A 14027-nucleotide genomic window follows, 5' to 3' on the forward strand; every position below is an offset into this window, starting at 1 on the left:
TCGGCGGGTTGTTTTCCCTGCTCGTCTTATGGCTTCGAGTATGGCGGGCGCCTTTCAACAGCCGTTTAAAATGCATGCTTAACTTGCCGCAAACAAAGTTCAAACGCTTGGTAAATTTGGGTTTTCGTTAAGCATCAGAATGCCCGGAGTGGCGGCACTCCGCTTAAAAATTTACGAAAACTTAAGTGACGGGTTTCAACCAATTGCTAACCACAAAAGCGAAACGAGTTTTGCGAAGAAGTTGGCCTGCCCCCACGCGACGCGCCGGCGCAGCCTCGAAAACAGAGCCGAAGGCGCGTGGTCGCTTGCCTGCGCCGGCCGCGGTTCCTGAGCGGCTCGCCTGTCGCCTGAAGCACCTGATGCCGAGGGTGGGACGTATTTATCTTTACGTGCGCGTAAGTTAGTCTCCGGCGTTCTAGCGGCTAGGAGGCCGCACTGCTTTGCGGAGGAGATTCAATGATACGTACTTTGCTTGTCACCACGGCGCTCGCTTTCATGGCGACAGGCCCGGCCCTTGCCGCCGAGCCGATCGTCGGAGACTGGAGGACCGCGAGCGGCGCCACAGCGGAAATCGCTCCCTGCGGCGGATCTTTCTGCGTCACGCTGATGACGGGCAAGCATGCGGGCAAGCGTATCGGCAATCTTGCCGGCGCCGGCGGCAGCTATAGCGGCGAAATCACCGATCCGGAGAGCGACAAGACCTATAGCGGCTCGGGCTCCGTCCAAGGCAATTCGCTCAAGATGAAGGGCTGCATACTAAAGGTTCTCTGCAAGTCGCAGACGTGGACCCGTCTTTGAAATTTTGGTTGGGGGTTGGGGTGAAGACCCCTCAACCCCCAGAGACCCATCCCCAACCCCTCCCCACAAGGCGAAGGGGCTTTCTGCGCTGCGCCGCCGCACTTCGATCTTGACCCCCGCGCCAGACGCAAAGGTCACGGACTAGCAGACGAGCGCGACGGACACCTAGCCCCTCTCCCTTGTGGGGAGGGGTCTCTCCTATCCGCACGCTGACCGAGAGCTAGCGTGCGCGCTGACCGAACAGGATCTTCTGAGCTTCCTTGTCCTCTGCAAGCGCCTTCTGGCGGGCTCGTTCCTCCTTGCCGACTTCGATCGCCTTCTTCACCGCGGGCCGCGCCAGCATCGTCTCGAACCAGCGCTTCAAGTTCGGGAAATCATTTAGGTCCTGTCCCTGGTTCTCGTGCGGGATCACCCAGCCGGTCGCAGCCATGTCCGCAATGGAATAGTCGCCGGCCAGGAACGGCCGGTCGGCAAGGCGCTTGTTCATCACGCCGTAGAGGCGGTTCACCTCGTTCGTGTATCGCTCGATGCCATAGGCGATCCGTTCCGGCGCATATTGGCGGAAGTGGTGTGCCTGCCCCGCCATCGGACCAAGGCCGCCCACCTGCCAGAAGAGCCATTGCTCCACCTCGACGCGGGCGCGTTCGTCGCCCGGATAGAATTTTCCGTGTTTGCGGCCGAGATATTGCAGGATCGCACCCGATTCGAAGACTGAGATCGGCTCGCCGCCAGGACCGTCGGGGTCAATGATCGCCGGCATGCGGTTATTCGGCGAAATCTTCAGGAAATCCGGTGCGAACTGGTCGCCCCGACCGATATTGACGTATTTGACCGCATAGCGAACGCCGAGCTCCTCAAGCATGATGGTGATCTTCCAGCCGTTAGGGGTCGGCCAGTAATAGAGCTCGATCGGAGCAGTCATAGGCAGTCTCTCCTCAGGTTCTTGGGAGTCCACACTTAGGAACGCGCTTCGCGCGTGGCAAGGCCCGCGCCTTCAACCAAGATGAACGGCAGATGAATGGGCGCCTCAGCAAGAATTCAGTTTGGTTATGCGAAAAAGCGCTCAATCGATTTAAGAGTGCCTCCAGCCCACGGACAAGATCATGGATATGCTCGCCCGCCGCCTCACAATCATCAGCCTGTTGATGGTTGCCTTCGCCATGACGCTCGCGGCAGCGGTCGGCGCCGATACGGAGCGTCGCCGCCAGAACACCTATATCGGCTCGCTGACGGACTGCACCGTGCACACAGCGCAATATTGCCAGGCCAAGCTCTAAGCAGGGTGAGGCCAAGCGGCGGCTTGCGGCTTGCCGCCCGCGTCCGCGACTAACCCAGGATCGTTATGGAAATGGCCGTGTTCGTCTCCTCCGCCATGCTGGCACTCCGGCTCCTGTTCTTCACTGGTCTGCTGATCGCGCCGTTCGGGGCGGTCGCCTACAACAAGGCCAGCGCTTCCGGCATCGGCAAGAACGGCGCCGGCTTGGTGCTCTTCATAACGCTCCAGCGCCAGGCGATGAGCTGATCTTCCGATGTCGCGCGACTTTAGGACGAGCGACGGTTGCGTAGCACTTTCCTTCGACCTCGCCCCGGAGCGAATTTTCTCCTTGCACAAGGCTCCGCGCTTCGCTCCATTCCCGCGTTGGAAGGAGCGCAACCATGTCCGCATTCGCCATCTATTTTCTTGCCGCGCTGGCCGAAATCGCCGGATGCTTTGCCTTCTGGGCATGGCTCAAGCTCGGCAGGTCGGTCTTGTGGCTGGTGCCCGGCATGGGATCGCTGGCGCTTTTTGCCTGGCTTCTGACGATGATCGATACGGCCGCCGCGGGCCGAGCCTATGCGGCTTACGGCGGCGTGTACATCGCTGCTTCGCTCTTCTGGCTGTGGATTGCCGAAGGTGTCAGACCGGATCGGTGGGACATTACCGGCATGGCTGTGGCACTGGTCGGCAGCACGATCATCCTGGCGGGACCCCGTTAAACGAGATGTGAAAACTACTCATCTGTCGTTTGCTTGTCAGAAGTCGCGGCCTATAATGCGACATGGACAAACAAATTTCTTCAAATTCCGCCCTCTCCACCACCACACCTGAAGCCTTCGAGCCGCAATCCTTCGATAATCCGGCCGAAGCCGTCGATTGCCTGGAGGCGCTTTACGAGCGCAATACGCGCTTCCTGCGCGAGGCATTCGAGGGTTTGGGAAAGAGCGGCAGACCCCTTACCCGTTTCCGCGCCTGCTATCCGCAGGTTAGCATCGAGACGAGCAGCTTCGGCCATGTCGATTCGAGGCTGTCCTTCGGCTATGTCAGCGCACCCGGCGTCTACACGACGACGATCACCCGCCCAAAGCTCTTTCGCCATTACCTGAAGGAGCAGCTCGGGCACCTTATCCGCAACCATGGCGTCAGCGTCGTCGTTTCGGAGTCGGCGACTCCGATCCCGCTGCATTTTGCTTTCGGCGAGAACGCGCATGTCGAGGCGTCGGCGGCCGAAAGCATCGACATTCCGTTGCGCGATCTGTTCGATGCCCCGGATATCACGACCACCGACGACGAGATTGCCAACGGTTCATATGAACCCGGTCCTGGCGAGCCCTCTCCGCTCGCCCCCTTCACCGCACAGCGCATCGACTATTCGCTGGCCCGCCTCAGCCACTACACCGCAACCAGCGCCTCGCATTTCCAGAATTTCGTGCTCTTCACGAACTACCAGTTCTATATCGACGAATTCTGCGCATGGGCGCGCCAGCAGATGGCCGAAGGCGGCAACGGTTACACGGCCTTCGTCGAGCCCGGCAACATCACCACATTGGCAGGCGCCGACAAGCCGGAGAACGATTATTCTCTCGCTCGCCTGCCGCAGATGCCGGCATACCACCTGAAGAAAAAGGGCCACGGCGGCATCACGATGGTCAATATCGGCGTCGGTCCGTCCAATGCCAAGACGATCACCGACCACATCGCCGTCTTAAGGCCGCATGTCTGGCTGATGCTCGGCCATTGCGCCGGTCTTCGTAATAGCCAACGCCTCGGCGATTACGTGCTGGCGCATGCCTATATGCGCGAAGACCACGTGCTCGACGACGATCTTCCGGTCTGGATTCCGCTGCCCGCCCTTGCGGAGGTTCAGGTCGCCCTGCAGGATGCGGTCGCGGAAGTGACGGGCTACAAGGACTACGATCTCAAGCAGATCATGCGCACCGGCACTGTCGCAACGATCGACAACCGCAACTGGGAACTGCGTGACCAGCGCGGTCCGGTCAAGCGCCTCTCGCAGGCGCGGGCCATTGCGCTGGACATGGAGGCGGCAACCATTGCCGCCAATGGCTTCCGCTTCCGGGTGCCCTACGGAACCCTGCTCTGCGTGTCGGACAAGCCGCTGCACGGAGAGTTGAAGCTGCCGGGCATGGCGACGGCCTTCTACCGCACGCAGGTGAGTCAACATCTAAAGATCGGTATCCTGGCGCTGCAGAAGCTCGCGGCCATGCCGCCGGAGAAATTGCATTCGCGCAAGCTCAGGAGCTTTTACGAGACGTCGTTCCAGTAGCGCGCTTCTTCAATTCTTCGGTTTCAGACCGAGCGACAGCAGCGTGCCTGCGGCGGCCGAGACAATCACGAGCAGATGCGCATTGACGCTCGCCCGGCCGAGCACCCCAAGCGTCGCTGCATCGCCCGCCGCGCCGAACGAAATTGCGCCGGCGACGATAGCTGCGGCATAGGTGCCGACGCCGGCCGGCGCATGCACCGGGAGGACCGATGACAGTTCTCCACCGAGCGCCCCGCCGAATGAGGCGGCAAACGGCGCCACCCCCATTAAGGCGAGCACCCAGGCGAGAATCACCACCTTGACCGCCCAGTTCAGCAGCGTCATTGCCCAGGCCCGCAGGAACGTCGAAACGTGATCCGGCAGACCGGCCTCGACTTCCTCTAAGTAGGGCTTGAGCCTGCCGGGCGCCATGCGCCGCGCCACCGCAAGGACCCTCGCCTTGAGCAGAAAGAAGACGAGCGGCGAGACGAAACCCAGAAGCCAAAGGACCCACCAGGCCGCCTGCCCACTCGTTCCGATCACGACGCCAATCGCCGCAACAAAGAGGAGCGCGTGCAGGTCGAGGAGCCGCATGACGAACAGCGCCGAGGTGCCGCGTAACAGCGGAACGCCGAATTCGGAGCGCATCAGCAATGGAAAGCTTGTCTCGCCCGCCCTGAAGGGCAGCATGATGTTGAGCAGATTGTGGATCTGGGTAAGGCGCAGAAGCGTCAGGAACCGACCGGCGGTCTCATTGGGAAAGTAGTCGTAGATTCTGTAGCAGCGCACGAAATAGGTGGCGACCAGGAGTGCAAGCGCCGAAAGCACCGGTGCGAGACCGACTTCTGCCCATTGCCGCATCAAGGCGAGCCATCCCCAGATCCACTCTACGAAGACGGCGTAAGCCGCGACGGCCGTCAGGGAAATCAGTGCCATGCGGTTGCGCGCAAGCCATGATGGCCGACCGAGCTGCCTGTCCGAATTCATGAGATGCCGATTTCCTCTACCGGGCAACGCGATTTCCTTGTTGGTTACTACTGTCAACTGTGCAAGAAAGCCAGAGACAGCAGATCGCGGAGATCACCCTTTGAATCAGAGAGAAGAACCCGCTCAAGCAATGACCAGCGTTGTGCGGCGCGTCGAATTGTCCATCGTCGTCCCGGTGTTCAACGAGGAGGAAAGCGTCCAGCCTTTGATCAACCGCATTAGCGAGGCGATGGTCGATTTCGGCAGCTCATGGGAGTTGATCCTGGTGGACGACGGCAGTACCGACCGAACCTTGCCGAACGCCCGGAGCGAGCTTGCACGCCCCGGATTGCGGTTGAAGGTCATCGAGTTGCAGAAGAATTTTGGCCAGACCGCGGCCATGCAGGCGGGGATTGACGCCGCCAGCGGCCGATTGATCGCCACGCTCGATGGAGACCTGCAAAACGATCCTAGAGACATCCCGCTGATGGTGGCCGCGATCGAGGCGCGCGAGCTCGACCTGCTCGTCGGCTGGCGAAAGAACCGCCGGGACGGCCTGCTGCTCCGCAAGATACCCTCATGGTGCGCCAATTACCTGATCGGCAAAATCACCGGCGTGAAGCTGCATGACTATGGCTGCAGCCTCAAAATCTACCGCGGCGCCATCATCAAGCAGGTGAAGCTCATGGGTGAAATGCATCGCTTCATCCCCGCATGGGTAGCCGGCGTCGTGCCCAGCAGCCGCATTGGCGAAATGGCAGTGACGCATCACGCCCGCCATTTCGGCACGTCGAAATATGGTCTCTCGCGGACTTTCCGCGTGATTCTCGACCTCTTGGCGGTGCTGTTCTTCATGCGCTACAAAGCGCGGCCCGGCCATTTCTTCGGTTCGATCGGGCTGGCCGCCGGTGGCATCAGCGCGCTCATCCTCATCTATCTTGGCATCGACAAGTTCATCCTGGGTAATGACATTGGCACCCGGCCGATGCTGCTGGTCGGCATCATGCTCTTCCTCTCCTCGATCCAGCTCATCACCACCGGCATCCTCTCGGAAATGATGGCGCGCGCCTACTTCCGCGACGACGAGACGGCGAGCTACATCGTGCGGCAGGTCTTCGACCAGGAACCGCCGCATGCTTGAAATGGTCGAACGGCGACCGAACGCGGTTTTCCTGCTTCTCGCCGGCTATTTCCTTCTGTGTATCGCCCTGCGGCTGGCGGCATCCAATTCGCTCGAGATCGACGAGGCCGAGCAGGCGTTCCTGTCGCAGTTCCTGCGGCTCGGATATGGCCCTCAGCCGCCCTTCTATAACTGGCTGCAATATGGGCTTTCGCAAGCGATCGGCACCTCGCTTGCGACGATGACGCTTCTGAAAAACGGGCTTCTGTTCCTCTGCTGTCTCTTCTACGGTCTCGCCGCCCGGCTCGTCCTTGGAGACCGGCACTTGTCGGCGATCGCAACGTTCGGCGTACTCAGCCTGCCTCCGGTTTTCCTGCTGGCGCAACGGGACCTCTCGCACACGGTTGCCGCACTTTTTGCCGTCTCGCTTTTTCTGTACGGGTTTCTTAGAACGCTCACGCGCCCAAGCCTTTTCTCCTATCTGCTGACCGGCATCGCGGTCGGAATCGGCGCCATCTCGAAGTACAACTTCGTGCTGGTTCCCATCGCCGCCATCATTGCCATTCTGCCGGAGCGCGACCTGCGCACGCGCATCTTCGACTGGCGAATTCTCGCAGCGATCGCCGCCGCCGCCATCATCGCCACGCCGCACGGGATTTGGGTGTTGCAAAATCTCGACGCCGCCTCCTCCGGAACCCTGGACGAGATGAAGGAGCGTGAGGCGGAAGGGCGCCTCTTTGAGGCGTTCCACGGCATCGCCGCACTTGCTTCGGCAACGATCGGTGGCAGCTTCGTCACCGTGCTGCTCTTCGGCCTTTTCGCCCACGGCAAGATCCGGCAGATCTGGCAAGCGGAAAGCCAGTGGACTCGCATTGTCGGGCGGATGATTGCGTTTTGTCTCCTGGGGGTGCTGCTGATAGTGCTCGGGGTGGCTGCGACGCATGTTCGCGAGAAGTGGCTGGTCCTCTACCTGGTCCTGCTGCCGCTCTACCTTTGTCTTAAGATCGAGGCCGCGCGGATCAATGCCGCGCCGGGCCTCCGGCTTTTCGTTCCACTGATCGCGACCATTGTTATCGGGGCGCTTGTCATCGTTTCCTCTCGGGCCGCGGTGCGCCCCTGGTTCGGCGATTATTCCCGCTTGAACATCCCCTATGCAGCCTTTGCTGAGAAGGTTGCAAAGATGGAAGGGCGCGAACCCGCCCTCGTCATTGCCAACGACAAGCAGATCGCCGGCAATATTCGCACGCAATTCGCCAGGGCGACGGTCGCCATCCCCTCGATGCTGGAGACAGTCCCGGTCGACAAGAGGAGAAGGCCGCTGCTGGTGGTCTGGCGCAGCGAGGCGGATTCAGCGACGCAAATTCCCGACGCTCTCAACGGGGCACTCAACGCCCTCGGGATGGACGGGAATAAGCAGCGACGGGACCTCGCATTGCCCTATATCTATGGCTCCGATGCGGATCGGTACGGGTTCAGTTATGTCTGGCTCAACGATTAGTGCTTGGATGATGCAGGCGAAATTTACTGGTCGCCTGTGCCGACGAGCAGCTTCAATTCGCCCGGGTGGACGCGCAGGGCAATATCGCGCCGCGCAATCGGCAGAAGCTCGCCGTCGATAACACAGTTGATCTTGCGATCCACCTTCGGGAAATGCAGATCGACGGCGATCGCGCTCATTTCCGTGATGAGAGGGCTTGCCCGAAAACGGCCGCGCAAAATATCGAAGGCGAGTTTCGCCACGCCCGCGGGACTGAGCGGCGGCGCCGTGTAGAAGCCGAGGTGACCAGCGGTCACGTCCTCCGCATACATCAGCGTCGCGTGACCGAAATGGTTGTTCGAAACCGATATCTGCGAGACATGTCGGCGCTCACGATGGCCGTCGGCATCGAATTCGATTTCGAAATCCGGCGGATTAAAGATCACGCCGATGGCCGCACGCGTGCTCGCGCCGATCTTTCCAATGCGTGACGCAAATCGATAGGCATTGCGGTAGCGCACCAGGCGAGCATGGAGCCCCATGGAGAACTGATGTACGAAGGCGCGGCCATCTGCGCTGCCGATGTCGCCGTCGATGATTCTTCCATTTGCGAGAACCTCCGGCACTTTCCAAATATCGATAGGCAGTTTCAGCGACCGGGCGAAAAGGTTCATTGTGCCCGCCGGGATGATGCCGAGCGGCATGCCGCACTTCCAGGCGACACCCGCGGCGGCGGAAATTGTCCCATCGCCGCCGCCGGCGATCATCGCGTCGAGATCGGCGCGCCGGCCAGCCGTCTCCAGCGCCTGGCGCATTTCACCCGCTCCGACGACCGCGATCTCTAGTTCGTGTCCGGCCGCATAAAAGGCCGCCTCCACCGCCCTGCCATAGGCCGCCATGTCCGTCGTGCGAAATGTTCCACCATCCCGATTGAAGATGGCTCTAAGCTTCATGAATACTCCGTTGGCCCAGGCGTCGGCATCTCAGATAAGCGCTTCCGCAGTCGTTTCCAGAGGAACAACTGCAAGTCTCCTCCCAAATCGGCGCGTTTTCAGGGCTCACAAACCTCGAGCGCGATTGCAGGTCACCGTCCGAATGAGTGAGGCTTCAGGGGCCCGCGCCTGACAAGATGCGCGGCGCTGGAAGCATGCACCTTGAAAACGAAAGCGGCTCGAGACGGAGTCCCGAGCCGCTTGCCTTTGCGGGATATCGCCGACCAGCTCGGCGGCCAATCATTCAGCCGTGGACGATTTCCAGGTGCCGCTGCAGGCGGCGGCCATAGGCTTGGCTGACGCGGTCGAAGATGATCGCGATGCCGACGATGGCCATGCCATTGAAAATGCCGAGCGTGAAGTACTGGTTGGCGATCGCCTTCAAGACCGGTTGGCCCAGGCCCTGAACGCCGATCATCGAAGCGATGACCACCATGGCAAGCGCCATCATGATCGTCTGGTTGATGCCGGCCATGATCGTCGGCAGCGCCAACGGCATCTGCACGTTCTTCAGCTTCTGCCAATTCGACGAACCGAAGGCGTCCGCCGCCTCGAGCACGTCCTTGTCCACCAGCCGGATGCCGAGATTGGTCAAGCGGATCATCGGCGGAATGGCGTAGATCACAACGGCGATCAGTCCCGGCACCTTGCCGATGCCGAGCAGCATCACGACGGGGATGAGGTAGACGAAGCTCGGCATCGTCTGCATCACGTCGAGCACCGGGTTGACGACATTCTGGAACCGATCGGAGCGCGACATGGTGATGCCGATCGGGATACCGATCGCGATCGACAGCACCGTACAGACGAAGATCATCGAAATCGTCTTCATCGTGTCGTCCCACATGTCGAAATAGCCGATGACGAGAAGCGTCCCGATACAGCCCGCGACGATTTTCCAGTTGCGGCTGGCGAACCAGGCGATGAGCGCAACAAGCAGGAGAATGATCGGCCAAGGCGTGCGCGTCATGAAGCGCTCGGACTCGATCAGGAAAAACTGCAGCGGATCGAAAAACGCTTCGATGCTGTCGCCATAGGCGCGAGTAAATGCCCGGAAACCTTCGTCGATTACCTTCTTCAGATCCCGAAGCCGGCCGTCATCCATGTGCGGAAATCTGGTCAACCATTCCATCTCTATTCCCCTTCGCAATCGTCAAGGCGGCCCGCCTTTATTGTTCTTTGCCGCCGAAGCACCCTTCACAAGGGAGCCACAGAAGGTTGTCGTTCGAGAGAACGACAACCCATGAAACGGGAGCGGCGCGCAACCGGCGCGCCGCTCCACAGCAGGGATTTCGATCAGAGGGCCGCCTTGACCTTCTCTGCGACTTCCGGCGACACCCACTTGGTCCAGATGTCCGGGTTTTCCTCGAGGAAGTGCTTGGCGCCCTCCTCGCCGCTTGCCTGGTTGTCGGTCATCCAGGCCATCAGCTTGTTGACCACGTCATTCGTCCATGCGCGGGTGTTTAGGTATTCCATGGCCGGGCCGGCGCGGTCGGCGAAGGCTTTCGTTACCAGCGTCTGGACCGTGTCCTTCGGCCAATCGTTCTTCTTCGGATCCGGGCAATCGGCGACCGTATTGCAACGCTTCCACTCTGCGGCGTCATGCGGGACGCCATGGTCGAGCTTCACCATCTCGTATTTGCCGAGCAGAGCCGTCGGAGCCCAATAGTAGCCGACCCAGCCCTGCTTGCGCTCGTACGCCTTGGCGACCGAGCCGTCGAGGCCGGCCGCAGAACCGGTGTCGACCAGGGTGAAGCCTGCTTCTTCAGCGCCGTAAGCCTTGTAGAGCTGCGTCGTCACGACCGTGCCGCCCCAGCCCTGCGGGCCGTTGAAGACGGCACCCTTGCTCGGATCTTCCGGATCGGGGAAGAGCTCCTTATGCTTCAGCACGTCATCGATCGTCTTGATGTCCGGGTGTTCGTCGGCGATGTATTTAGGCATCCACCAGCCCTGGACGCCGCCGTCGGAAAGTGCGGTTGCTGCGGCGACGATCTTACCTTCTTCGAGACCGCGCTTGACGACGTCCGGCAGAAGATCGACCCAGCCTTCCGGTGCGATGTCGGGCTCGCCCTTTTCGATCATCGAGGTGATGGTCGGCACCGTATCGCCGACTACCAGCTCGGCATTGCAGCCATAGCCTTCCGTCAGGATGAATTTATCGACGCTCGCCAGCACCTCCGCGCTCTGCCAGTTCATGTTGGCAATGGTCACATCGCCACATTCCTGCGCCGACGCCGCAGTCCCCAGTCCGAACAGACCAGCGGCCAGGCATGTCGTTGCTAGAAATTTTCTCATTTTACAGTTCCCTCTGTTCCGACGGTGTATTCAAGCAAACTGCCAAACCTCCACCGCATCGGCCGGCAGCGAATGGAACAAGGATTGCTCCAGCCCAAGGCTCTGAAAACAACCACTTGCGCAGCCATGAATCCATACTCCCGATTCATGGTTCCTAACATTGCTATCGGTTCTTTCCGGCGCACACTTGCCCATTTGCGTCAGCAATTGCCCTGACGGCCATTTTGGCGCCAAACACAGATAATTAAAGGCCTAATCTTCACATGGAAGCTGACCATAGGGCCGTTTGACTGCTTTAAAGTCGCCAGTGCGGACACGACATGGGTTGGCAGCAACGGCCATGCTGGTACCAGCGGCCCGCCTTCCGAACACTGCATGTTCGGATAGACCGGGCCCGCGCCCCCTTCTTCCCGGCGGGAGTCCGGGCGGCCCGCCTTCCGAACACTACATGTTCGGATAGACCGGGCCTTCGCCCGCTTCTTTCCTGGCGGGAGTCCGGGCGGCCCGCCTTCCGAACACTACATGTTCGGATAGACCGGGCCCTCGCCCCCTTGTGGCGGCACCCAGTTGATGTTCTGGTTCGGGTCCTTGATGTCGCAGGTCTTGCAGTGGACGCAGTTCTGGGCGTTGATGACGAAGGTCGACTGGCCGTCCTTCTCCACCCATTCGTAGACGCCGGCCGGACAGTAGCGCGTCGACGGGCCGGCGTAGACGTCATATTCCGAACGTTTCTGCAGATCCCAGTCCTTGACCTGCAGGTGCACCGGCTGATCCTCCTCGTGATTAGTGTTCGACAGGAACACCGAGGAGAGCCGGTCGAAGGTAAGCACGCCGTCCGGCTTCGGGTAGTCGATCTTCTGGTGTTTCGCCGCCGGCTCCAGGGAGGCCGCATCGGTCCTGCCATGCTTCAGCGTGCCGAAGAAGGAGAAGCCGAAGAGCTGGTTCGTCCACATGTCGAGCCCACCGAGCGCGACACCCACCGCCGTGCCGAAGCGCGACCACAGCGGCTTGACGTTCCTGACCTTCTTCAGATCCTGGCCGATGGCGCTGTCGCGCCAGCCACGCTCGATCTCGATCGGCTCGTCATTGGCGCGACCGGCAGCGATCGCCTCCGCCAGTTTCTCCGCCGCGAGCATGCCGGAGAGCACCGCATTGTGGCTGCCTTTGATGCGCGGCACGTTGACGAAGCCGGCCGAGCAGCCGATCAGCGCGCCACCGGGGAATGAGAGCTTCGGCACCGACTGATAGCCACCCTCGGTAATCGCGCGGGCGCCATAGGAGAGGCGCTTGGCCCCCTCGAAGGTGCCGCGGATCGCCGGATGGGTCTTGAAGCGCTGGAACTCCTCGAAGGGATGGAGATAGGGGTTCTTGTAGTTCAGGTGGACGACGAAGCCGACCGCAACGAGATTGTCTTCGAGATGATAGAGGAAGGAGCCGCCGCCGGTCTTCATGTCGAGCGGCCAACCGAAGGAATGCTGAACCAGGCCGGGTTTATGGTTCTCCGGCTTCACCTCCCAGAGCTCCTTCAGGCCGATGCCGAATTTCGGCACGTCGCGGCCTTCACCGAGCTTGAATTTGGCGATCAGCTGCTTGGCGAGCGAGCCGCGTACGCCCTCGCCGATCAGCGTGTATTTGCCGAGAAGCGCCATGCCACGGGCATAGTTCGGTCCCGGCTCGCCGGATCTCTCAATGCCCATGTCGCCGGTGGCGACACCGATCACCGCGCCCTCGTCATTATAGAGCACTTCGGTGGCGGCAAAGCCCGGATAGATCTCGACGCCCAGTGCCTCGGCATGGGTGGCGAGCCAGCGACAGACATTGCCGAGCGAGACGACATAGTTGCCGTGATTGTTCATCAAGGGCGGCATCAGGAAGTTGGGCAAGCGGATCGAGCCGGCCGGACCTAAGAAGAGGAAATGGTCGTCGGTGACTTCCGTCTTGAAGGGATGATCCGGCTCATCACGCCAGCCGGGCAAGAGCCGGTCGATGCCGATCGGGTCGACGACGGCACCGGAGAGGATATGCGCGCCGACTTCGGCGCCCTTCTCGAGCACCACCACCGAGAGCTCCGGATCGACCTGCTTCAGCCGGATCGCCGCCGCAAGCCCGGCCGGCCCCGCCCCGACGATCACCACGTCGAATTCCATGCTCTCGCGCTCGGGGATTTCTTGTTGCTCGGTCATTTCCATGCTCTCCAGTCTCCCGGTCTTCCGCCGGCTCTGTCCCAGCTACACCCATTCGTCATTGCAAATGTGTTAGGCCTTGTCGAGCCGGGATGCGACAGAGTTTCTCTGCATTTGCGCATGACTTGATGAGTTTAGCACAGCCGTATCTTACTTGAACGTAAGCGTAAACACATTTGCCACTTGCTTTCGGCCGAGGCACATGCGAGGAGGCCCGCCGCATCCAAGCACGGAGAAGCTCATGGCATCCGCCCTCGGGATCGATTTCGGGACCACCAACTCCGTGCTTGCCGTGGCGGAAGGCGCCTCCACCCGTACCGTCGTGATGGAGAGCCCCGCCGGCAAAGCCTACTCGACCCGGACGGCGCTTTCCTTCCTGAAGGGTTCTGGCCCTCTCCCCTTGAGATAGAAGCCGGGCAGGCAGCGATACGCGAGTTCATCGACAATCCGGGCGGGTGCCGTTTCCTGCAATCGATCAAGACCTTTGCCGCAAGCGCGCTGTTTCAGGGTACGCTCGTCTTTGCAAAGCGGTATGATTTCGAAGATCTGATGCACCGCTTCCTTGTCCGCCTGCGGGAATATGCCGGCGAACTCATGTCCATCGCCCACGGCTTGGCGCTTATCGGCGAACGGGACGATATCGCGACCTGGACGGCGGTTCATTGACGGCCCCTC

Annotated in this window: 13 protein-coding genes and 1 pseudogene; 8 read left to right on the top strand and 6 right to left on the bottom strand. The window is 60.8% G+C overall.

Annotated features, from left to right (window positions below; translation table 11 throughout):
- The first annotated feature begins 456 nt into the window (after window positions 1-456).
- Window positions 457-798: a DUF2147 domain-containing protein gene (locus tag J2Z31_RS07925; RefSeq protein WP_209601365.1), complete on the top strand. Its 342-nt coding sequence runs from the start codon at window positions 457-459 to the stop codon at window positions 796-798.
- A gap of 220 nt (window positions 799-1018) precedes the next feature.
- On the opposite strand, the gene J2Z31_RS07930 is transcribed toward J2Z31_RS07925, so the two are convergent.
- Window positions 1019-1720 carry a glutathione S-transferase family protein gene (locus J2Z31_RS07930; RefSeq protein ID WP_209601366.1) on the bottom strand — a complete coding sequence of 234 codons (702 nt, stop codon included), beginning with the start codon at window positions 1718-1720 and terminating at the stop codon, window positions 1019-1021.
- A gap of 181 nt (window positions 1721-1901) precedes the next feature.
- On the opposite strand from J2Z31_RS07930, the gene J2Z31_RS07935 reads away from it, so the two are divergent.
- The 4 genes from J2Z31_RS07935 to J2Z31_RS07950 all read left to right on the top strand — a co-directional run bounded on the left by J2Z31_RS07935 (window position 1902) and on the right by J2Z31_RS07950 (window position 4340).
- On the top strand, window positions 1902-2075 hold the full coding sequence (locus J2Z31_RS07935) for a hypothetical protein (RefSeq protein WP_209601367.1): 174 nt from the start codon (window positions 1902-1904) through the stop codon (window positions 2073-2075).
- A gap of 71 nt (window positions 2076-2146) precedes the next feature.
- Window positions 2147-2320, top strand: a complete 174-nt coding sequence (locus tag J2Z31_RS07940) for a hypothetical protein (RefSeq protein WP_209601368.1) — start codon at window positions 2147-2149, stop codon at window positions 2318-2320.
- Between the two features lie 134 nt (window positions 2321-2454).
- Window positions 2455-2775, top strand: a complete 321-nt coding sequence (locus tag J2Z31_RS07945) for a YnfA family protein (RefSeq protein WP_209601369.1) — start codon at window positions 2455-2457, stop codon at window positions 2773-2775.
- 62 nt (window positions 2776-2837) lie between these two features.
- Entirely contained in the window at window positions 2838-4340 is a 1503-nt protein-coding gene (locus J2Z31_RS07950) for an AMP nucleosidase (protein ID WP_209601370.1), read from the top strand.
- Window positions 4341-4349: 9 nt separating this feature from the next.
- Here J2Z31_RS07950 and J2Z31_RS07955 read toward each other — a convergent pair whose 3' ends face one another.
- On the bottom strand, window positions 4350-5306 hold the full coding sequence (locus J2Z31_RS07955; RefSeq protein ID WP_209601371.1) for a lysylphosphatidylglycerol synthase domain-containing protein: 957 nt from the start codon (window positions 5304-5306) through the stop codon (window positions 4350-4352).
- 100 nt (window positions 5307-5406) lie between these two features.
- Between J2Z31_RS07955 and J2Z31_RS07960 the strand changes: the two genes are divergently transcribed.
- Window positions 5407-6426, top strand: a complete 1020-nt coding sequence (locus J2Z31_RS07960; RefSeq protein WP_209601372.1) for a glycosyltransferase family 2 protein — start codon at window positions 5407-5409, stop codon at window positions 6424-6426.
- Entirely contained in the window at window positions 6419-7903 is a 1485-nt protein-coding gene (locus J2Z31_RS07965) for an ArnT family glycosyltransferase (RefSeq protein WP_209601373.1), read from the top strand. Before J2Z31_RS07960 ends, J2Z31_RS07965 begins: the two co-directional genes overlap by 8 nt.
- 23 nt (window positions 7904-7926) lie before the next feature.
- On the opposite strand, the gene J2Z31_RS07970 is transcribed toward J2Z31_RS07965, so the two are convergent.
- The 4 genes from J2Z31_RS07970 to J2Z31_RS07985 all read right to left on the bottom strand — a co-directional run bounded on the left by J2Z31_RS07970 (window position 7927) and on the right by J2Z31_RS07985 (window position 13352).
- Window positions 7927-8835 carry a diacylglycerol/lipid kinase family protein gene (locus J2Z31_RS07970; RefSeq protein ID WP_209601374.1) on the bottom strand — a complete coding sequence of 303 codons (909 nt, stop codon included), beginning with the start codon at window positions 8833-8835 and terminating at the stop codon, window positions 7927-7929.
- A gap of 283 nt (window positions 8836-9118) precedes the next feature.
- The gene (locus J2Z31_RS07975; RefSeq protein ID WP_209601375.1) at window positions 9119-10006 is read right to left on the bottom strand and encodes an ABC transporter permease; all 888 of its coding nucleotides are present in this window, start codon (window positions 10004-10006) and stop codon (window positions 9119-9121) included.
- A 164-nt stretch (window positions 10007-10170) separates the two neighbouring features.
- Window positions 10171-11169: an ABC transporter substrate-binding protein gene (locus J2Z31_RS07980; RefSeq protein WP_209601376.1), complete on the bottom strand. Its 999-nt coding sequence runs from the start codon at window positions 11167-11169 to the stop codon at window positions 10171-10173.
- A gap of 518 nt (window positions 11170-11687) precedes the next feature.
- Window positions 11688-13352, bottom strand: a complete 1665-nt coding sequence (locus J2Z31_RS07985) for an electron transfer flavoprotein-ubiquinone oxidoreductase (protein ID WP_209601377.1) — start codon at window positions 13350-13352, stop codon at window positions 11688-11690.
- Window positions 13353-13593: 241 nt separating this feature from the next.
- Between J2Z31_RS07985 and J2Z31_RS07990 the strand changes: the two are divergent.
- Window positions 13594-13979 (top strand): annotated as a pseudogene (locus J2Z31_RS07990) (Hsp70 family protein); the annotation flags it as partial.
- Window positions 13980-14027: the final 48 nt, after the last annotated feature.

The organism is Sinorhizobium kostiense (assembly GCF_017874595.1).
Taxonomy (GTDB): Bacteria; Pseudomonadota; Alphaproteobacteria; order Rhizobiales; family Rhizobiaceae; genus Sinorhizobium; species Sinorhizobium kostiense.